Source organism: Mycolicibacterium obuense (genome assembly GCF_055397605.1).
The window spans coordinates 1958458-1978564 of record NZ_AP043663.1 but is presented as its reverse complement, the minus strand read 5'-3'; the positions used below and the strand labels follow the sequence as shown (position 1 = coordinate 1978564).

The 20107-nt window shown below is 68.8% G+C and carries 23 protein-coding genes; 6 read left to right on the top strand and 17 right to left on the bottom strand.

Features of this window, described 5'->3' with window-relative positions; translation table 11 throughout:
* Nucleotides 1–25: 25 nt before the first annotated feature.
* The 4 genes from ACZ50N_RS09410 to ACZ50N_RS09395 form a co-directional block, all read right to left on the bottom strand.
* Nucleotides 26–331: an MGMT family protein gene (locus tag ACZ50N_RS09410; protein WP_048425324.1), complete on the bottom strand. Its 306-nt coding sequence runs from the start codon at nt 329–331 to the stop codon at nt 26–28.
* 152 nt (nt 332–483) lie between these two features.
* Nucleotides 484–1629 carry a DNA-processing protein DprA gene (dprA, locus tag ACZ50N_RS09405; protein WP_464475209.1) on the bottom strand — a complete coding sequence of 382 codons (1146 nt, stop codon included), beginning with the start codon at nt 1627–1629 and terminating at the stop codon, nt 484–486.
* Nucleotides 1626–3137, bottom strand: coding sequence for a YifB family Mg chelatase-like AAA ATPase (locus ACZ50N_RS09400; RefSeq protein ID WP_464475208.1), 1512 nt, complete (start codon nt 3135–3137; stop codon nt 1626–1628). The genes dprA and ACZ50N_RS09400 overlap by 4 nt, the downstream gene beginning before the upstream one ends.
* Entirely contained in the window at nt 3137–3508 is a 372-nt protein-coding gene (locus ACZ50N_RS09395) for a YraN family protein (RefSeq protein ID WP_046363443.1), read from the bottom strand. Before ACZ50N_RS09395 ends, ACZ50N_RS09400 begins: the two co-directional genes overlap by 1 nt.
* A 142-nt stretch (nt 3509–3650) precedes the next feature.
* Here ACZ50N_RS09395 and ACZ50N_RS09390 point away from each other — a divergent pair, with 142 nt between their 5' ends.
* The gene (locus tag ACZ50N_RS09390) at nt 3651–4481 is read left to right on the top strand and encodes a DUF1206 domain-containing protein (RefSeq protein ID WP_046363442.1); all 831 of its coding nucleotides are present in this window, start codon (nt 3651–3653) and stop codon (nt 4479–4481) included.
* Between the two features lie 18 nt (nt 4482–4499).
* Nucleotides 4500–6986: a non-ribosomal peptide synthetase gene (locus ACZ50N_RS09385; RefSeq protein WP_464475207.1), complete on the top strand. Its 2487-nt coding sequence runs from the start codon at nt 4500–4502 to the stop codon at nt 6984–6986.
* On the opposite strand, the gene ACZ50N_RS09380 is transcribed toward ACZ50N_RS09385, so the two are convergent.
* The 8 genes from ACZ50N_RS09380 to rplS all read right to left on the bottom strand — a co-directional run bounded on the left by ACZ50N_RS09380 (nt 6946) and on the right by rplS (nt 13397).
* Nucleotides 6946–7776 carry an acyl-CoA thioesterase gene (locus ACZ50N_RS09380; RefSeq protein ID WP_464475206.1) on the bottom strand — a complete coding sequence of 277 codons (831 nt, stop codon included), beginning with the start codon at nt 7774–7776 and terminating at the stop codon, nt 6946–6948. The two genes, ACZ50N_RS09385 and ACZ50N_RS09380, sit on opposite strands and share 41 nt — an antisense overlap.
* Nucleotides 7773–8978 (bottom strand): CoA transferase, encoded by a 1206-nt coding sequence (locus ACZ50N_RS09375; protein WP_464475205.1) that lies wholly within the window; start codon nt 8976–8978, stop codon nt 7773–7775. The genes ACZ50N_RS09380 and ACZ50N_RS09375 overlap by 4 nt, the downstream gene beginning before the upstream one ends.
* 21 nt (nt 8979–8999) lie before the next feature.
* Entirely contained in the window at nt 9000–9773 is a 774-nt protein-coding gene (locus ACZ50N_RS09370; RefSeq protein WP_046363438.1) for an HAD-IIA family hydrolase, read from the bottom strand.
* A 41-nt stretch (nt 9774–9814) separates the two neighbouring features.
* Entirely contained in the window at nt 9815–11044 is a 1230-nt protein-coding gene (locus ACZ50N_RS09365) for a lipase family protein (RefSeq protein WP_157850969.1), read from the bottom strand.
* 47 nt (nt 11045–11091) lie between these two features.
* Entirely contained in the window at nt 11092–11397 is a 306-nt protein-coding gene (locus ACZ50N_RS09360) for a DUF2469 domain-containing protein (protein WP_043407609.1), read from the bottom strand.
* Nucleotides 11394–12137, bottom strand: a complete 744-nt coding sequence (locus ACZ50N_RS09355; protein WP_464475204.1) for a ribonuclease HII — start codon at nt 12135–12137, stop codon at nt 11394–11396. Before ACZ50N_RS09355 ends, ACZ50N_RS09360 begins: the two co-directional genes overlap by 4 nt.
* 35 nt (nt 12138–12172) lie before the next feature.
* Nucleotides 12173–12940 (bottom strand): signal peptidase I, encoded by a 768-nt coding sequence (lepB, locus tag ACZ50N_RS09350; RefSeq protein WP_419196953.1) that lies wholly within the window; start codon nt 12938–12940, stop codon nt 12173–12175.
* 115 nt (nt 12941–13055) lie between these two features.
* Nucleotides 13056–13397, bottom strand: a complete 342-nt coding sequence (gene rplS, locus ACZ50N_RS09345; RefSeq protein ID WP_046363434.1) for a 50S ribosomal protein L19 — start codon at nt 13395–13397, stop codon at nt 13056–13058.
* Between the two features lie 373 nt (nt 13398–13770).
* Between rplS and ACZ50N_RS09340 the strand changes: the two genes are divergently transcribed.
* Both ACZ50N_RS09340 and ACZ50N_RS09335 read left to right on the top strand, forming a co-directional pair.
* On the top strand, nt 13771–14712 hold the full coding sequence (locus ACZ50N_RS09340; RefSeq protein ID WP_048425316.1) for a serine hydrolase: 942 nt from the start codon (nt 13771–13773) through the stop codon (nt 14710–14712).
* 17 nt (nt 14713–14729) lie between these two features.
* Complete coding sequence (locus ACZ50N_RS09335; protein ID WP_048425315.1) at nt 14730–15647, top strand: serine hydrolase; 918 nt, start codon at nt 14730–14732, stop codon at nt 15645–15647.
* Between the two features lie 27 nt (nt 15648–15674).
* Here ACZ50N_RS09335 and trmD read toward each other — a convergent pair whose 3' ends face one another.
* The 5 genes from trmD to ACZ50N_RS09310 all read right to left on the bottom strand — a co-directional run bounded on the left by trmD (nt 15675) and on the right by ACZ50N_RS09310 (nt 18231).
* Nucleotides 15675–16361, bottom strand: a complete 687-nt coding sequence (gene trmD, locus ACZ50N_RS09330; protein ID WP_073683943.1) for a tRNA (guanosine(37)-N1)-methyltransferase TrmD — start codon at nt 16359–16361, stop codon at nt 15675–15677.
* Nucleotides 16362–16373: 12 nt separating this feature from the next.
* Nucleotides 16374–16898, bottom strand: a complete 525-nt coding sequence (gene rimM / locus ACZ50N_RS09325; RefSeq protein ID WP_046365804.1) for a ribosome maturation factor RimM — start codon at nt 16896–16898, stop codon at nt 16374–16376.
* Nucleotides 16899–17141, bottom strand: a complete 243-nt coding sequence (locus tag ACZ50N_RS09320; protein WP_003928628.1) for an RNA-binding protein — start codon at nt 17139–17141, stop codon at nt 16899–16901.
* Between the two features lie 8 nt (nt 17142–17149).
* Nucleotides 17150–17659, bottom strand: coding sequence for a 30S ribosomal protein S16 (gene rpsP, locus ACZ50N_RS09315; protein ID WP_046365805.1), 510 nt, complete (start codon nt 17657–17659; stop codon nt 17150–17152).
* A gap of 152 nt (nt 17660–17811) precedes the next feature.
* Nucleotides 17812–18231: a nuclear transport factor 2 family protein gene (locus ACZ50N_RS09310; protein WP_046365806.1), complete on the bottom strand. Its 420-nt coding sequence runs from the start codon at nt 18229–18231 to the stop codon at nt 17812–17814.
* A 45-nt stretch (nt 18232–18276) separates the two neighbouring features.
* Between ACZ50N_RS09310 and ACZ50N_RS09305 the strand changes: the two genes are divergently transcribed.
* Complete coding sequence (locus tag ACZ50N_RS09305; protein WP_048425314.1) at nt 18277–19161, top strand: D-alanyl-D-alanine carboxypeptidase family protein; 885 nt, start codon at nt 18277–18279, stop codon at nt 19159–19161.
* Nucleotides 19162–19264: 103 nt separating this feature from the next.
* The gene (locus tag ACZ50N_RS09300) at nt 19265–20104 is read left to right on the top strand and encodes a D-alanyl-D-alanine carboxypeptidase family protein (protein WP_048425313.1); all 840 of its coding nucleotides are present in this window, start codon (nt 19265–19267) and stop codon (nt 20102–20104) included.
* The last annotated feature ends 3 nt before the right edge of the window (nt 20105–20107 follow it).

Genomic DNA, 20107 nt, shown 5'->3' with positions numbered 1-20107 from the left:
GCAGGGCTCTCCCTCGTCGGGCGAACTACTCGGCGTCCGGCCACCATCGCGCCGCGGCGACGTCGACGATCCCCCGCCGCAGCGGCGTGCCCTCGTGGTGCCATTGCGTCTGCGCTTCGATCATCAGGTGCGGCGGCAGTGTCCCATTGGCGCGAACGACTCGCCACCAGGTCACCGCAGCGCCGTCCCGGGCCATCACACCGCCGACACCGCGTGGCCCTCCCCGCTGCAGGTACTCGGCGATGTCGCCGTAGGTCATCACGCGGCCGGCGGGGATGTGGTCGACGACCTCGAGTACCGAAGCGGCGAACTGCTCCTGGGTGTCGTTCACCGCAGAAGTTTACTGCCGAGTCCCGACGTCGGGGGTGCGTCCACAAGCCGGTCAGGCAGTTGATCAGCGGGATGCACGGCGGCCGCCGCGGCCATGCCGGAGGGAACCGCCGCCGCGCTGCCGACCCCGGCTCGCCGCATCCGATCCCTGTGTCAGCTCTGTCCGTTGCGTCGCAGCACCTTCCATTCGCCGTCCTGCTGCGTGACCAATCCGCGGATGTCGAGCATGGTGAGCTGTCCGATGACGTCGGTCTCGGGCATTCCGGCCGCAACCGCGATCTGATCCACCGACCGCGATCCGCGACCAGGCAACGCCTCGTACACGGTGAGCTCCTCCGGACTCAACCCGTCCACCTCGCTGTGCGGCCGCGGCGGCTCGGCGGCAAGCTCCCCGTAATTGCCGACCAACTCGACGATCTCGTCGGCCCGGGTGACGAGATGTGCCCCTGTGCCGTTCTTGAGCAGCTCGTGGCACCCCACCGACGCCGCCGACGTGATCGGTCCGGGAACTGCACACACGTTGCGACCCAACGCTTTCGCCCACGCCGCCGTGTTCGCCGCACCACTGCGAATCCCGGCCTCGACCACCACGGTCGCCCCCGACAGCGCGGCGATCAACCTGTTGCGCGCCAGAAAGTGACGCCGGCAGGGGCGACTACCCGGCGGATACTCACTGACCACCACCCCATGACGGGCCACCCGATGCAACAGCGCCGAATGCCCAGACGGATACGGCACATCCACACCGGAAGCCACCACTGCCACCGTCACCCCGTCGCACGACAACGCCGCCCGATGCGCGGCCCCATCGATGCCGTACGCCCCACCCGACACCACGGCCACATCACGCTCCACCAACCCCGCCGCCAAATCCGCCGCGGCGAATTCGCCGTAGTCACTCGCAGCTCGGGTACCGACCAACGCCGCCGCCCGTGCGGCAACCTCGACCAACGATGACGGACCCACCACCCACAGTGCCAGCGGCGCATACCCCTGCGGCCGCTTGGCTTTGTCCACCCCGTCGAAGCTGCCGAAGGCCGTCACCGGCCACTCCTCGTCCCCCGGCGTCAGCAGCCGACCGCCGATACGATCCAGCACCTCCAAATCCTCACGTGCACAATCGATACCGTGCCGAGCCTCGGTAGCGGACAGCAACTTCGCATCCGGCAGGTCCCGGCGCCGCACCCGCTCAGCAGCCTCCAGCACCCCCATCGTCTTCACCAGCACAGCGATCCGCGGATTCGGCGCCTCGGCCACCCGAGACAGATACGCCCACGCTCGTCTCTCGTCCTCGGTCACGACCGCTCCCCCACCTGCCGGTAGGACAACGCCGACACCACGTGCTCCCGCGTCGGCGACACCCCACCGGCCAAATCACACAGAGTCCATGCCACTCTCAGCGTGCGATCCATGCCACGAATGCTGAGCAACCCGCGGTCGACGGCGGCCTTGACCGGCTTCATCGCCTCGGCGCCCAACCGGAACTTCCGGCGCAGCAGAGAGCCACTCACGTCGGCGTTGGTGCTGACCCCGTACGGGCGCCACCGCTCCTGCGCCGCCGCCCGGGCCGCCCACACCCGCTCGCGCACCGCCGCCGTCGACTCGCCGGCGTCATCGGCGAACGTCCCAGCCCGCGACGCATGCATCTCGACCCGCAGATCGACGCGGTCCAGCAGCGGACCCGACAGCCTGCTGCGGTAGCGGCGCCGATCGGCTGACGCGCACACGCAGTCGCGGGGATCGGGCGGTGCGCAGGGGCACAGGTTGGCGGCCAGCACGAGCTGGAACCGGCACGGGTAGCTCGCCACGCCCTCGCGGCGGGCCAACCGAATCACGCCGTCCTCCAACGGTGTTCGCAGCGCCTCGAGCGCGGAGCTGTTGATCTCGGCGAATTCGTCGAGGAACAGCACGCCGCGATGGGCCCGGCTGACAGCACCTGGCCGCGCCATTCCCGAGCCGCCGCCGACGAGCGCGGCCACGCTGGAGGTGTGGTGCGGCGCGACGAACGGCGGCCGCGTGATCAACGGTGCCTCCCCGGTCAGCAGCCCGGCGACCGAGTGGATCGCCGTGACTTCCAGAGCCTCCGGTTGTGACAGCGGCGGCAACAGCCCGGGCAGCCGCTGCGCGAGCATGGTCTTGCCCACTCCGGGCGGACCCGTCATCACCAGATTGTGGCCACCGGCCGCGGCCACCTCGACGGCCCGGCGTGCCTGCGGTTGCCCGACGACGTCGGCCAGGTCGATCGACACGTCCGGCGCCTGATCGGGGTGGTCGATGCGGGCGTGCAAATCACCTTTGCCGGCCAGCCACGCGTGCAGCTGGCCCAGCGTGCTCACGCCCCACACGTCGACACCGTCGATCAGGCTGGCCTCCGCGAGGTTCTCGACGGGCACCACCACCGTCGGCCAGCCGTGACGCTGCGCCGCCAGAACCGCAGGCAGCACCCCTTTGACCGGCCGCACGCGACCGTCGAGCGCCAACTCCCCCAGCAGGACCGCCTTCTCCAGCTTCGGCCATCCCTTCTTGCCTTCGGCCGCGAGCACCGCTGTCGCCAATGCCAGGTCATAGACCGACCCCATCTTCGGCAGCGTCGCCGGTGACAGCGCCAGCGTCAGCCGGGTCTGCGGCCAGCTGAAGCCGCAGTTGTTGATCGCCGCCCGCACCCGGTCCCGCGACTCCTGCAGCGCGGCATCGGCCAGGCCGACGAGATGCACACCGGGAAGACCGTTGGAGATGTCGGCCTCGATCTCGACGATGTGTCCCTCGACCCCCCGCACGGCCACCGAGAACGCCCGCCCGAGCGCCATCACCCCACCCCCTGCAGGTGCGTGATCTCCGGGGTGCGGGTCCGGCCCACCATGACCGCGATGACGTCGATGCGTACCTGCGCCCAGCTCCCGTCGCGGTCAGCCAGCCACAGACCTGCGAGCCGCCGCAGACGACGCAGCTTCGGCGGTGTCACCGCCGCCAGCGCCCCGCCGAACTGCTCGCTGGTCCGCGTCTTGACCTCCACGAACACCACCGTCCGCGCGTCCTCGGCGGCGGCCACCACATCCAATTCCCCGTACCGGCACCGCCAGTTACGGTCCAGAATCTCCCACCCGAGCCCACGCAGGTGCTCCACCGCGAGCTGTTCTCCCAGCGCCCCGATCTCGGCGCGACTGCCTGTCTTCGTCATGCCGCCCACACTGGCTCGGCTCGCCGACACACTCGCCCCTCGGCCGGCCGTTCATCCCCAGAGCCGAATCCATCCACAGACCCGGTTTCGCCGGCGTCAAAACCGGGGAACCGGAGGACCACTGTCGGACCCGGAGGAACGCATGACCACCACACCTGCGAACGGTTCACTGCACGGCATCGCGCACCGCGCGACCGGCAGTGACGCCTTCGAAAAGCTCGCACGCGCCGGGTTCGCCGCCAGTGGCGTGCTGCATCTGCTTGTCGCGTTCATCATCGCGCAACTGGCGTTCACCGGAGCCGGCGGAAACGCCGACCAGTCCGGCGCGCTGGCCACACTGGCCGCTCAGCCCTTCGGCAAGATCGTGCTGTGGGTCGCCGCGGCGGGCCTCGTCGCCCTCGGCCTGTGGCGCGTGGCCGAAGCGATCATGGGCGCCAAGCCTCGTGAGGGCGCAGGTCGCAAGGAGGACAACGCGGCCTGGAAGCGCGGCAAGTCCCTCGCGCTGGCCGTCGTCAACTTCGCGATCGCGTTCTCGGCCGCCAAGTTCGCAATGGGCACCGGGCAGCAGAGCAGCCAGCAGAACTCGGGGATGTCGGCCCAGCTGATGCAATCGGGCGGCGGAAAGCTGCTCCTGATCGCCGTCGGCATCGGGGTGATCGCCGTCGGCGGATACCACGTCTACAAGGGCGCCTCGGAGAAGTTCCTCGAGGAACTGACCGTCTCGGGCGGACGCCTGGTCACGGCAACCGGCGTCGCCGGTTACGTCGCCAAGGGTCTGGTACTCGGCGGTGCCGGCGTCCTCGTCGTCATCGCGACGCTGCAGGCCGACCCCGCTAAGGCGAGTGGTCTCGACGCCGCGGTCAAGACCCTGGGTCAGGCTCCGTTCGGCAAGTTCCTGCTGATCCTGGCCGCTCTCGGGATCGCTGCGTTCGGCGCCTACAGCTTCATCCGGGCCAAGTACAACCGCATGTGACCCAGTAAGGTCGCCCTTATGCGGCCGCTGATCGACCACCTGCGCCGGTTCGCAGACCGCACGGCCGTCCTGACCGAGACCACCGAGCTGACGTACGGCCAACTCGCCGATCGGGTCGAGGCGTGCGCACCGACGTTGGGAGAACGGCGAGCCCTCGTCCTGCTCGAGGTCGACAACGACGTCGACACGCTCACGCACTATCTGGCGGCATTGGCCGCGGGCCATGTGGTGCTGCCTGTGCCCGCCGCAGGCGACACCGCGCTGACCGCCACCTATCGACCCGACATCGTCGTCGACCGCACCGGCGTCCGCCATGTCGACACGGGCGGCCACGTGCTGCATCCAGACCTGATGCTGCTGATGTCGACGTCCGGCAGTACGGGCTCTCCGAAGCTCGTCCGCCTCTCCCGCACCAACGTCGCAGCGAACGCACGCGCCATCGCCGACTACCTCGGCATCGTCGAGACGGACCGGGCCGCAACGACATTGCCGATGTCGTACTGCTACGGCCTGTCGGTGGTGCACAGCCATCTGCTCGTCGGCGCCGCGCTGATCCTGACCGACCGCTCGGTGTCGGAGCAGCAGTTCTGGGACCTGTTCGTCGCGCACCGCGGCACCACGTTCGCCGGTGTCCCCTACACGTTCGAACTCCTCGACCGCGTGGGCTTTTCGCACATGAAGCTGCCACACCTGCGCTATGTCACCCAGGCCGGTGGTCCGATGCCGTCCGAACGTGTGCGACGCTACGCCGCACTCGGGGAGCGCCGCGGCTGGGAACTCTTCGTGATGTACGGCGCAACCGAGGCCACCGCCCGAATGGCTTATCTGCCACCGCATCTCGCGCAATCACATCCGCAGGCCATCGGCGTCGCGGTCCCGGGTGCGAGCCTGACCATCGAACCGCTGGACGGGTGGCCCGACGACGAGTCCGGCGAACTCGTGTTCCGGGGGCCGAACGTGATGATGGGCTACGCCGAGCACATCGAGGACTTGGCCGACGGCCCCACCCTGCAGGAGCTGCGCACCGGCGATGTCGCCCGCCGGTGCGGACCGGGGCTCTTCGAGATCGTGGGCCGGACAAGTCGATTCGCCAAGATCTTCGGGCTGCGCATCGATCTGCAGCGGCTCGAGCGGACGCTGGCCGGGCACGGCGTGACCGCCCTGTGCACCGATGCCGGCGAGCGACTCGTGGTCGTCGCCGAAGGCCCCCACAGTCCGGCCGACGTGCGCAGGGTCGTCGCCGACGCCGCGAAGGTCCCCGTCGGCGCTGTCGACGCGGTCGCGGTGCCCGAGTTGCCGCGGCTGCCATCGGGTAAACCCGACTACCCGAGGGCCCGCACCCTCGTGACCCCCCGCCCGGAGGGCGACGACGACCTCGCGGACATGTTCGCCGACGTGTTGCACCTGGACCCCTCCGACATCACCGATGACGCCACCTTCGTCGACCTGGGCGGCAATTCGCTGACCTACGTGACGATGTCGGTGCGGCTGGAGCGGATGCTCGGGCACCTGCCGGCCGACTGGCCGCGGCTGCCGATCCGCGACCTCCGGCACCGGCCCGCGCCGCGGCAGCGGTGGTGGCGATCCTGGGGCAGCACCGTGGAGACCAGTGTGGCGTTGCGCGCGCTGGCGATCGTCCTCGTCGTCGCATCGCATGCCGGGCTCTTCGAGATGTGGGGTGGAGCGCACATCCTGCTCGGTATCGCCGGATACAACTTCGCCAGGTTCTGCCTGACCCCGCTGCCGCGGCGCCGGCGTGTGCGCCACCTCGGTTCGACCATCGGCTGGATCGCGCTACCCGCAGTCGCGTGGGTCGCCGTGGCCCTGGTGGTGACCGATGATTATCACGCGTCGAACCTGTTGCTGGCCAACAAGTTCCTCGGCCCGCACGACAGTATGACCGCAGGACGGCTGTGGTTCGTCGAAGTGCTGGTGTGGACGTTGGCGGTGCTGGCCCTACTGCTGTGGCTACCGCTGGCCGACCGGGCGGAGCGGAGGTTCCCGTTCGCGTTCGCGGCGGTGTTCCTCGCCGGCGGCATGGTGTTGCGTTACGACCTGCCGGGTTTCGGGCTGGGTCGGGATGCGTGGTTCACGATGCTCGCGTTCTGGTTCTTCGCCGCCGGCTGGGCGGCTGCCAAGGCGAGCACCAGTCTTCAGCGTCTGGCCGTAACCGTGGTGCTGATCGTCGGCGTGCACGGCTATTTCGGGAACACGGTGCGAGAGCTGCTCGTGACCGTGGGTCTGGTGCTGCTGATCTGGTTGCCCGCCGTCCGGTGTCCGGCGGTGGTGGCCGTCGCCGCGGGCGCGATCGCGGAGGCGTCGCTCTACATCTATCTGACGCACTTCCAGGTGTATCCGTTGTTCGGCAGTCACAAGCTCTACGGCGTGATCGCCTCCATCGTCATCGGCATCGCCCTGTCCGCGGTGATCACCCAGATCCGGCATCGGTGGCGGGATCGCCGACTCACGAAGCAGAATCGGGCGCGGGTTCCCGCTCTGCGATGAGGCCCTCCTGGGTCAGCGTGGCGGCAATTTCCCCGTCGCTGCGGATCAACGACGCCGTCACCACACCCCGGCCCCGACCCGCTGCCGGCGAGCGACATTCGAGCAGATTCCATTCGTCGGCCCGCAGCTCGCGGTGAAACCACATCGACGAATCGGTGGTTCCGCTGCGGTGCCTACGTGAAAGCATCGAATACCCGTGGACCTGCAGCGCCGGATCGATCAGATAGACGTCGGTGACGTAGGCCGCGACCAGCGTGTGCACCAGCGGGTCGTCACCCAGGTCCACGTCGGCGCGCCACCACAGGCGTCGGACGAACCCTTCGCCCGCACCGGAGTCGACGATCCTGAGGTCGAGTTCGTCGAGTGGCATCGACGGTGCGGGGCCGGCAGGCCCGGTGCGCGGCAACGTGTCCGGAGCTTCCCCGATGTCCAAGCCGACGTCCGACTTGCCGTGCTCCGGGCCGGGCAGCGGCGCGGCGAACGACACCGTCGCCGTCGTCAGCAGCCGACCGTCCTGGGTGGCGTCCACGCGGCGGGAGGCCGCGGTGCGGCCGTCGAACACGCGGTGCACCCGGTAGTCCACCGTCGCGCCGGCGTCTCCGCCACGCAGGAACTGCAGATGCATCGCGGTGGGCGCCTTGGCCGCCTCGACGGTGCGCGCCGCGGCAGCGAGACTCTGCGCGACCAACTGGCCGCCGTAGGCGCGCTTGCCCTCCGGACCGCTGGCCCGGCCCTGCCACACGTCCTCGTCGACGGGGGCGACATCGAGCAGGTCCAGTAACCGGCTCACGCGAGCGCTCCTGCCGCGCGCAGGGCGTCGATCCGCCTGGCATCGAGCCCGAGCCAGTCGCTGAGCACAGTCTCCGTGTCGTCGCCGAGCGCCGGCGCGACGTCCGGCGGTGGGTAGCAGCCGTCGATCGCCATCGGCACACCCGTGGCGGCGAACCGCCCGATGCGTGGCTGCTCGAGAGTGGTGAACAGTGGGTTGGCGGTGACGCGTTCGGAGGCGGCCGCCTCGGCGAACGTGCGGTAGCGCTCCCACAGCACCGAGGTGCGCCCCAGCGCCGCTGCGATCTCGTCCCCGGTGTGGCGGGCGAACCACCCGGCGAACAGGGCACTCAACGCTTCGCGGTGCGTGTAGCGCTGGCCCTCGTCAGTGAAGTCGGCGCCCAGCGAATCAGCCAGTGCTGCAACATCTTCGGTGGTATCAGTGAGTGCGGTGAGGTCGCGGAAGTGCCGGTTGGTCAGCGCCACGACCATGAACGCGGAGCCGTCGCTGCCGGTGAAATCGCGGCCGTAGGTGCCGTACACGGCATTCCCGATGCGCTCCCTCGTCGTGCCGCCGACCATCACCTCGGTGAGCAGGCTGAGATTGCTGGCCGTGGCCAGCGCGACGTTCTCCAGCGGGATCGTGACGTGCTGACCGTCGCCTGTCGCGTCGCGGTGGCGCAGCGCGGTCACCACCGCCAGCGCGGCGTACAGTCCGCAGCTGACATCCCAGGCCGGTAGCACGTGGTTGACCGGAGCCGCAGAATCCGGTGCACCCGTGACGAGCGGGAAACCGATGCCGGCGTTGACCGTGTAGTCCACCCCCGTACCGCCGTCGGCGCGTCCGGACACCTCCACCTGGATGAGGTCGGGTCGCCGTTGCCGCAGTGTCGGATGGGAGTGCCAGGGCCGACCCGTGACGTTGGTGAGGAACACACCGCTGTCGGCGATCAGCCGGGTCACGACGTCTTGCCCTGCGTCGGAACGCATGTCGACGGTCAGCGAGCGCTTGTTCTTGTTCAGACCGGCCCAGTAGATGCTCTCCCCCGCGTCGGTCAGCGGCCAGCGGTGGTAGTCGGCGGCCCCGCCGATCGGGTCGATCCTCACCACCTCGGCGCCCAGCTGCGCCAACGTCATTCCTGCCAGTGGTACCGCGACGAAGCTGGAGATCTCGACGATCCGCACCCCGGCCAGTGGTCGTGTCGGGTCAACAGTGACAGTCACGGCGCCAAGTGTAGGGATCGATCAGATCAGCTCGATCGCCTCCGCGATCGACGGCAGCACGCGGCTCGGGCGGAAGGGGTAGCGCTCGACGTCCTCGATCGTCGTCGAACCCGTGAGCACCAGGATGGTCTCCAGTCCCGCCTCGATGCCGGCGACGACGTCGGTGTCCATCCGGTCGCCGACCATCACCGTGTTCTCCGAGTGCGCCTCGATCTGATTCAGCGCGCTGCGGAACATCATCGGGTTGGGTTTACCGACGAAGTAGGGCTCCCGGCCGGTGGCCTTGGTGATCATCGCGGCCACCGAGCCCGTGGCCGGCAGCGGCCCCTCGGCCGACGGACCGCTGACGTCGGGGTTGGTCGCGATGAACCGCGCGCCGCCGAGGATGAGCCGCACCGCTTTGGTGATCGCTTCGAACGAGTAGGTGCGGGTCTCGCCGAGCACCACGAAGTCGGGCTCGACGTCGGTCATCGTGTACCCGGCTTCGTGCAGCGCCGTGGTCAGGCCGGCCTCGCCGATGACGTAGGCCGAGCCGGCGGGCAGCTGGTCGGCCAGGAAGGTGGCGGTCGCGAGCGCAGACGTCCAGATCGCGGATTCCGGCACGATCAGACCGGAGCGGGCCAACCGGGCGGCGAGGTCGCGCGGGGTGAAGATCGAGTTGTTGGTCAGGACCAGGAATGGCCGCTCGCGGTCGGCGAGCGTCTGCAGGAATTCCGCGGCCCCGGGGAGCGCATGCTCCTCCCGGACCAGGACGCCATCCATGTCGGTCAGCCAGCACTGCGGTGCGGAGCGCATGTCCCCCAGTCTGTCAGTTGGCCGCGGCTGCTGGCGAGGTCTCAGCGGCGGCGGCGCGCCAGCCCTGGTAGCACGCCGGCCAGATCGCGGTAGGTGCCGGTGTCGAGGACCGCCGGCCAGGTGCTGCGACCGCCGCGATGCTCCCTCTCCAGCCGATTGCCCAACCACCGCAGGCTCATCGGCACCGCGAAGGGGTACAGCAGGAGGTGCTCGGCCAGCGGATCGCGGTGATAGCGCACCGTGGCGCCACCCTCGGTGTAGCGGCGCACCAGACCGTCGACGTCACCGACGTCGACGATGCGGTCGTGCACACCCTGGATCACCAGGACCGGCATGCTCGGGATCGCCTGGCCGAGCCGCGTCATGTCGAAGATGTAGCGCAACTCGGGGAGGGCGAACAGTTCCTCGAAGGTGAGGTCGACGTAGTCGGCGATGTCCTTGTTGCGCAGCCGGTGGATCGCCGAGCCTGTCGACATCCCCTCGATCTCGCTCAGCAGTACCTTGCCCTCGGCGGTCGCGTGCTTGTCGACCACTGCGCGCGCCTCCGGGAACACGTGCACCAGCGAGGCGATCATCAGGGCGGCCAGACCCGCCCACCGTGTCGAGTTCAGCCGTCGCGCAACGTTTTCGGGATCGACGACGGGTGAGCCCAGGACGGCACCGGCCACGTCGAGTTCGGGGGCGTAGTCCGCGGCCGCCTCGGCGGCCCAACCGGTGGCCAGCCCCCCGCCCGAGTATCCCCACATCGCCATCCGGGCGTCCGGGGACAGGCCGAGTGGCTCGTGGGAGACAGCGGCCCGCAGCCCGTCGAGCACGCGGAAACCAGCCTCGTACGGGGCGCCCCACATCCCCTGCAACCCCTCGTGATCGGGGATGGAGACCGCCCACCCGCGTGCGAGGGCCGCGGCGACGAACAGGAACTCGGCCTGCACCGATGCTCCGACCAGCTGCGAACCGAGGCGCAGGGCGTACGACGGGAAGCAGCGCGCGGCCACGGCGTCGATGGCGCACTGATAGGACAGCAGCGGGCAGGTTCTCGGATCCCGGCCCCTGGGCACTACGACCGTGGTGACCGCGGCCTCGGGGTTGCCGTGTGCGTCGGTGCTGCGGTACATCAGCTGGGTCGCGGCGCCACGGCGGATTCGGCCGAAGAACGCCAGCTGCACCCGTCGCGACCGGACGACCGTGCCCGGCGGCAAGTCGGCGAGGCCAGGTGGCGGAGCGTAGAAGGGGTCATCACCCGGCTGGGGCACCGACGACGTCGAGCCCACACGGCCCGCTGCTGAATCCTGCCCCGCGTCCACGCTCCGATGTGCCCCTACTCCGGAAGCCGCAGCTCCGGCTTGTCGACCTCTTCGATGTTGACGTCCTTGAAGGTGATGACCCGGACCTGCTTGACGAACCGAGCGGGCCGGTACATGTCCCATACCCACGCATCACCGAGGCGCAACTCGAAGTACACCTCGCCGTCGGCGTTGCGGGGCACCATCTCCACACTGTTGGCCAGGTAGAACCGGCGCTCGGTCTCCACGACGTAACTGAACTGCCCGACAATGTCCTTGTACTCGCGGTAGAGCGAGAGCTCCATCTCGGTTTCGTACTTCTCGAGATCTTCGGCACTCATCGGCTCAGCTGTCCTTCGCGTAGGTCATACATCTCCGAGTCCACTGAACCCAGTGGACTCATCCTGTCAAAGTCATCTCGGACATCGTTGTCGACCTGCCCCGCGGGTTCCCCCAGGACGAGTCGTCTCACATTGATGAACGAGTAGCGGTGCTGGGTCGACGGCCCCAGCGTGGCCAGCGCCGCACTGTGCGCCCGCGTGCTGTAGCCCTTGTGCTCGGCGAAACCGTAACCGGGGTACTCGTCGTCCATCGCGACCATCAGCCGGTCGCGACTCACCTTGGCCAGCACGCTCGCCGCGGCGATGCACGCGGCCGCGGCGTCCCCGCCGATCACCGGCAACGACGACGCCGGCAGACCCGGCACCCGGAAGCCATCACTCAACACGTATCCGGGCCGCACCGGAAGGCCGGCCACCGCCCTGCGCATCCCCTCGATGTTCGCCACGTGGACGCCGCGGCGGTCCACTTCGGTCGAGTCGATGAACACGACATGGTAGGCCACCGCATACCGCTTGATCAGCGGGAAGAGCCGCTCACGCTCGGCTTCGCCGAGCTTCTTGGAATCGTCGAGCGCGGCGAGGCTCGCCATCCGGTTGGGTCCGAGCACACAGGCGGCCACCACCAGCGGACCGGCGCACGCACCTCGGCCCACCTCGTCGACGCCGGCCACCGGGCCGAGACCGGCCCGGTACAGAGCAGATTCCAAGGTGCGCAGACCAGAGGACCTGCGGATCACCATCCTCGGAGGCCACGCCGGCACTGTCGAGCCTCCCGCTAGCTCTGCGGATCCACCGAGCTCACGCCGCCCCACCGTGACGGCGGCCAGGCGATGAAGCGGGCCTTGCCGATCACGTTCTCGACGGGGATCGTTCCCGCCACCGGGTCGCCGGTGCACAGGATGCCGCGCTGCACGTCAGCCGGCTCGTTCGAGCAATGCGCGCGCGAATCCGCCGAGTGGGTCCGGTTGTCGCCCATCACCCACAGCCGGCCGTCGGGTACCTTGACCGGCCCGAATTCGTTGCCCAGGCACGGGTAGATCGCCGGGTCGGCGTTCATGGTGTTCGGGTCGAGATAGGGCTCGTTGAGTTTCTTGCCGTCGACAGTCAGCCCGGTGGTCACCCGGCATTCGACGGTCTGGCCACCGACAGCGATGATTCGCTTGACCAGGTCGTTCTCATCCGGCGGCACGAAGCCGATGAAGGACAGCGCGTTCTGCACGGTGCGGATGGCCGGATTCTCGGACCGGATCGACTTGTAGCCGATGCTCCAGTTGGGCGGGCCCTTGAAGACGATGACGTCACCGGGTTCCGGTTGGGAGAACCGGTAGGTGAGCTTGTCGACCATGATGCGGTCACCGACGCAGCCGTTGCAGCCGTGCAGCGTCGGCTCCATCGATTCGGAGGGAATCAGGTAGGGACGCGCGATGAACGTCAACATGACGTAGTAGAGAACGATCGCGACGGTGACCAGGATCGCCGCTTCGCGCAGCGCTCCCCGCTTCTTCTTCTCCGGCTTGTCCTCGGTCGACTCCGGCGTGTCCAGCGTCTCGTCGGCGGACGGGTCGTCGGTCTCGGGGGTGTCCCTGGGTCCGGTCACGAGATCAGAGTAGCCAGAGCCGGCTGGGAACCGCGCCGATCACGGTCCGAGCGAAGCGGTGTCAGCGCTTCTCCTTGATCTTGGCCTTCTTGCCGCGCAGCTCGCGCAGATAGTAGAGCTTGGCCCGGCGCACGTCACCGCGGGTGACGACGTCGATATGGTCGATGTTGGGCGAGTGCACCGGGAAGGTGCGCTCCACGCCGACTCCGTAGCTCTCCTTGCGGACGGTGAACGTCTCGCGGATGCCACCGTTCTGGCGCCGCAGGACGACACCCTTGAAGACCTGGATGCGCTCCTTGGAGCCCTCGATGACCTTCACATGGACGTTGACGGTGTCACCGGGACCGAAATTCGGCACGTCGTCGCGCAGCGACGCCTGGTCGACGAAATCCAGCGTGTTCATCGGTCACACTTCCTCGGTGTCGGCGGCTGCTGGCGGCGTCGCGGTGACGCGCGCAGAGCCTGGTGGTTCGGGCGTCTGGGGCCTGTCGTGCAGCGGGGCGCGGAGTACCGGCCGTGCACAGACAACTGTTCGATTGTGCCAGACGGAGTCCCGATCTCCGAAATCGGCGGCACCCCGGGGGGTGGGCGGGCGACGATGAGGCCGGCTCCCTGCCCGATGACGAGGCGGTGACAGGATGGTGACCCGGCCGTGGCGGTCGGCTTGGCAACAGATGCCCAGCGGGTACACAGCCGTTACCCTGGACGGCATCGGGTGTGCCGAGCGCCGACCCGTTCCAGGCATCAGGGTAGGGCCACACTCGGGAGGATAGGCGATGCGACCGCGGCCGTGGCGGCTGGCCAAGACCGCAGCTGGCCTGGGCGTGGTCACAGTGGCCCTGGGCGGTTGCCAGGCAGAGTTGTCCGGATCCCGGCCGCATCCGGACGGCCCGCAACTGACGGTGATCGCCCCGGCGGGCGCCGACGTAGCGCTACCCGCACAGCCCGTCGATGAACCCGCCCCGACGTTTCGCGGACTCGCCGACCGTGAACGCCAGGCCACGGCCACGGCGGCAGCTGACGGCGCGGAGATCACCGCGGCAGTGCTCGACCGCAACACCGGCGAGCTGGTGACCAACGGCAACGACCGCCCGATGGCCATCGCCTCCGTGGTGAAACTGTTCATCGCCGATGACCTCCTCCTGCAGGTGGCCAAGGGGCAGACCACGCTCTCGGCGGACGATCGCGACCTGCTCGACGTCATGCTGCGGTCCTCTGACGACAGCGCGGCAGAGGTGTTCTGGAATCGCAGCGGCGGCAGCGCGATCATCACTCGGGTCGTCGCCCGGTACGGACTCACCTCCACGCGACCACCCACCAACGGCAGGTGGTTCAACACCATGAGTACGGCCACCGATCTGGTGCACTACTACGACAAGCTGCTTGCCGGTACGGGCGGGCTGCCCGGCGAGCAAGCGAGCGTCATCCTCTCGAACCTCGCCGCATCGACGCCGACCGCTCCCGACGGGATGGTGCCCGGTGGGGTGTATCCGCAGCGGTTCGGGATACCCGAGGGGCTGCCGGGCGACCCGGTCGCGGTCAAACAGGGCTGGATGTGCTGCGTGAACGCGGATTGGATGCACCTGTCCACCGGTGTGATCGGTCGGGACCGGCGCTATGTGATGGCCATCGGCTCGATGCAGCCCAGCGACGCCGCCACCGCCCGCAAGACCATCACCGACGCGGTCCGCACGATGTTCCCGGACGGCCGCATATGACTATCTCGAGGAGAGACATGCAGACTCGCCCCCGGCGGCGGTCCGCCGTGACCGCGTCCCTGCTGTGTGCCGCTGTGCTCGTGGTCGGCGGCTGCCAGGCGCAGGCGCCCCGATCCGAGCGCACCCAGTCCTCGGCGGTGGCGCCGCAGAGCAACTCGGTGCCGCTGCCGGCCGCGCCGCCGGCCCCACCGTCGGCTGGGCTCGGCGGCCTCGACGCACGCATGCAGGAGGCCACCGCCGACGCGTCGTCGACGGGTGCCGACATCAAGGCAGTCGTGTTGGACCGGACCACCGGAGCGCTGGTGTCCAACGGCGACAATCAACCGTTCCCGATCGCCTCGGTGGTGAAGTTGTTCATCGCCGACGACCTGCTGCTGCAGGTGGCGCAGGGGAAGACCACCCTCTCCCCCGGCGACCGGCAGAGCCTCGACATCATGCTTCGCTCGTCGGATGACAGTGCCGCACAGAACTTTTGGGACCGTAGCGGCGGCAACGCGATCATCGGGCGCGTGGTGGCCCGATACGGGCTGACCGGCACGACCGCGCCGTACAACGGCCACTGGGACGTGACGCAGAGCACGGCGGCCGATCTCGTGCAGTACTACGCCAAGCTGCTCGACGGTAGCGGCGGGCTGCCCCGCGAGCAGGCCGAGGTGATCCTCGGCGACCTCGCGCAATCGACTCCGACGGGCACCGACGGATATCCGCAGCGCTTCGGCATCCCCGAGGGCCTCTACGCCGAGCCGGTCGCCGTCAAGCAGGGCTGGTTTTGCTGCTGGAACGGCGGCAACCAACTCCACGTGTCGACCGGGGTGATCGGCGCCGACCAGCGCTACGTGATGGCCATTGGCTCGCTGGACCCGACCAGCGAGGCGGGCGCACGCGCCGACATCACCCAGGCTGTCAAGACGATGTTCCCCGGCGGCCGGATCTAGGCCGGTCGGGGTTTCCGAATCCCGCACTCACTCCAGGAGATCGGGCCGTCGTTCCCTGGTGCGCTCGAGGCTCTGTTCGCGCCGCCACGCGGCGATGCGGGCGTGGTCCCCGGAGCGCAGCACCTCCGGCACATCGAGGTCACGCCACGTGGCCGGGCGGGTGTAGCTCGGCCCCTCGAGGAGCCCGCCGACCGACTCGGAATGCGAATCGTCGCGATGCGACTCCGGATTGCCGAGGACGTCGGGCAGGAGCCGCAGCACCGCCTCGATCATGACCACGGCCGCCGATTCGCCACCGGGCAGCACATAGTCCCCGATCGACACTTCCTCGACCCGCATCCGGCGGGCCGCGTCGTCCATCACCCGCTGGTCGATACCCTCGTACCGGCCGCAGGCGAAGACCAGATGTTTCTCGGCGCTCCAGCGCTGCGCCGCCTTCTGCGTGAAGAGCCGGCCTGCCGGGCTCGGCACCACGAGAAGGGTGTCAGCAGAACAGATCTCGTCGAGCGCTTCACCCCAGACCGGGGCCCGCATCACCATGCCGGGCCCGCCACCGTACGGGGCGTCGTCGACGGAGCGGTGGACATCGTGGGTCCACCCACGCAGGTCGTGCACCGCCAACTCGACGATGCCGGCGTCGATCGCCCGCCCCGGCAGGGACTGCCTCAGAGGATCGAGGAACTGCGGGAAGATCGAGACCACGTCGATGCGCATGCCGGTTCTCCGTCAGTCACTCAGGTCGAGAAGACCCTCGGGCGGATCGATCACCACAGAATCCTCGGACAGAGACACCGACACCACGATCGCGGACACGAACGGCACAAGCACCTCGCGGCCGTCATCACGCGTCACCGACAGCAATTCGCCTGCGGCGGTGTGCAAGACCTCGGCGACCCTACCGACGACGATGCCGTCGACAGTCGAGACGGTGAGCCCCTCGAGCTGGTGGTCGTAGAACTCGTCGGGGTCCTCGATCGGAGGCAACGACTCCGCGTCGACGAGGAACAACGTGCCCCGCAACGCGTCGGCGGCATCGCGGTCACCGACTCCGTCCAGCCGGATCAGGAGCCGATCACCGTGACTACGCACCGATTCGATGCGATATTCGCGCTCGGCTCCCCCGCGCGGCGCGCGGCCGCGCAGGGTGGCGCCGGAGACGAATCGGCCATCCGGGTCGTCGGTGCGCACGTCGACCGCGAGCTCACCGGTGACGCCGTGGGCCTTGACCACGCGCCCGACCACCAGGTCCATTTACTGGTCGGTGTCCACCACGTCGACGCGGATACCGCGGCCGCCGATGCCGGCCACCAGGGTGCGCAGCGCGGTAGCGGTGCGCCCACCCCGGCCGATGACCTTGCCCAGATCATCGGGGTGCACGTGCACCTCGACCGTGCGCCCGCGGCGGTTGGTCACCATGTCGACGCGAACATCGTCGGGGTTGTCGACGATCCCGCGAACCAAGTGCTCGACTGCGTCGACCACGACTGAACTCACTGTGTCGCTCAGCTTTCAGTGGCGCCGGCGACGGTGGCGTCCTCGCCCTCGGCCGCGGCCTCGGACTTGTCGGCCGATCCGGACGGATCAGCGGTCGCCTCGACGTCAGACGCTTCCTTCTTCGCGGCCGGCGCCTTCTTCTTCTTCGGCGTGGTGGCGTCGGTGGACGGGCCACCCTCGGCCTCGGCAAGCGCGGCGTTGAACAGGTCCAGCTTGGACGGCTTGGGTTCCTTGACCTTCAGCGTGCCCTCGGCGCCGGGCAGACCCTTGAACTTCTGCCAGTCACCGGTGATCTTGAGCAGCGAGAGCACGGGCTCGGTGGGCTGAGCGCCCACACCCAGCCAGTACTGGGCGCGCTCGGAATCGACCTGGATGAGGCTCGGCTCTTCCTTGGGGTGGTACCGGCCGATCACCTCGATGGCGCGACCGTCGCGGCGGGTGCGCGCGTCGGCGACGATGATGCGGTACTGGGGATTGCGGATCTTGCCCAGACGGGTGAGCTTGATCTTGACAGCCATGAACTACTCCTACTGAGGTGCCACGCTGCAATTCAGCGATGCAGGCGGGTTGCCTGATCCGGTTTTGCCTTACGTGTGTGACCGCCGCGGGGCCAGAGTCCCGGGCAGACAGCCGCCCATTGTGCCAGAGGGCAGGCGCGCAGCAGAAATCGTCACAGCAGCTTGTCGAAGCACTTCTCCTCGACACGCTTGCTCATCCGCCATCCCTGTTCGGTGCGGACGAACTCGTCGACGTACCAGATCCCCACGAAGTAGACCTGACCGGAATCGCCGCCCATGACCATCGGGTTGAAGCAGATCGCGCGCGAGGTCGCGGTGTCGCCGTCCACGCGGATGTCGACGTTGCCCAGCATGTGGTAGTAGATCGGGAAGTTCGGCAGCACCTCCTTCAACCACGCCTTGACCTCGGGAAAGCGCCCCTCGATTCCGCCCGCGACGCTGTAGTCGATGTACGCATCGGGGGTGAACACCGCGTCCAGATCGTCGAAACGCTTCTGGTCGATGGCGGTCGAGTAGTCGACCAGCAACTGTTGGATCTCCAGCCGGTCGGAGATCTCCTCGAGGCTCAGCATTCCTCGATTGAACACGATCGCGACATCCCGTTAGGCTCGGCCGCCATGATGAGGCTTCTCGCGTGTCTGGCGGTGCTCCTGGGCGTGGTCGGCGGTGTGACGGCCCCCTTCGCCGCGGCGACACCGCTCGCCGGGGTGAGCCAGCCCGCCGGCAGCGTGCCGATCCCCGCCGGTCCCGCCGAAGCCTGGATCGTGGCCGACATGGACACGGGCGCGGTGCTGGCGGGCCGTGAGGAGAACACGCGGTTCGCGCCGGCGAGCACGATCAAGGTGCTGCTGGCGCTCACCGTGCTCGACGAGCTGCCCCTGGACGCGACGATCGTGGCCAACGAGGCCGACACCACTGTCGAGTGCAACTGCGCGGGCGTCACGCCCGGGATGACCTACACCACGCGCCAGCTGCTGGAGGCGCTGCTGCTCGTGTCCGGCAACGACGCCGCCAACACGTTGGCGACGATGCTGGGCGGCCGCGACGTCGCGGCGGCGAAGATGAACGCCAAGGCGGTCGCGGTCGGCGCGTTGGGCACCGACGCTGGTTCGGCGTCGGGTATCGACGGCCCCGGCATCTCGGTCTGGTCCACCCCGCACGATCTGGCGGTGATCTTCCGCGCCGCGATGGCCAATCCGGTGTTCGCCCAGATCACGTCCCAGCCCACCGCGGTGTTCCCGACCCGCACCGGCGACGTCGTCTTGGTCAACCAGGACGAGCTGCTGCACCGCTACCCGGGCACCTTCGGTGGCAAGACCGGCTACACCGATCTGGCGCAGAAGACGTTCGTCGGCGGCGCCGAACGGGGCGGGCGGCACCTGGTCGTGGCGCTGATGCACGGTCTGGTCCACGAGGGCGGGCCGACCTACTGGGATCAAGCTGCCGCGCTTCTCGATTGGGGTTTCGCGCTGGGTCCGAACGCGGGCATCGGCGCGTTGTAGAGCGATTTCGGCGTGCTCGTCGTCGCTCAGCGTCGATTACCACGCCGAAATCGCTACCCGACGGTGATCGAAACGAGTCCGGGAGCGGTTAGCGTCAGCCCTCGTGCGGCGTGGATTCGCTGGGCTGGCGTGCGCCCTCGGTACGACGGTGGCCGTGGTGACGACGATGCTGCCCGCCACTCCCGCTGCCGCCCAGCCCAGCGCTGAACCCGCTGCGGCACAGGCCCTTCCACAGGGCCCGGCGCAGGCGTGGCTGGTCGCCGATCTGGACACCGGCCGCGTGCTGGCCAGTCGCGACCCGTACGGCCGCTATGCGCCCGCCAGCACGATCAAGGTCCTTCTCGCGATGGTGGTGCTCGATCGCCTGCGGCCGGACAACTTCGCGCGGGCCAACTCCTCCCATGACGACGTCGAATGTTCCTGCGTGGGGCTGAAACCCGGCCAGGCCTACACCACCACGCAGTTGCTCTCGGCACTGTTGATGGTCTCGGGCAACGACGCGGCGAACATGCTCGCCGACATGCTCGGCGGCCAGCAGGCCGCGGTGGCAGCCATGAACCGCAAGGCCGCGCTCGTCGGCGCACGCAGCACCAAGGCATCGTCCCCGTCGGGGCTCGACGGACCCGGCTGGGAGTCGGTCACCTCGCCGCACGATCTCGCCGTGATCCTGCGCGCGGCGCTGAAGTATCCACTCATTGCGACGATCATGCGCTCGCCGACAGCGCCGTTCCCGGGCAAGACGCTGCACAACCAGAACGAACTGCTGAGCCGCTACCCCGGGGATCTGGCCGGCAAGACCGGGTTCACCAACCTGGCCCGCAAGACCTACGTCGGAGCCGCCCAGCGGGGCGCCAAACGACTGGTGGTGGTCCAGATGTACGGCAGCGGCGACCTCTACGGCCAGGCCATCGACCTGTTCGACTACGGCTTCAACCAGCCCTGAGCC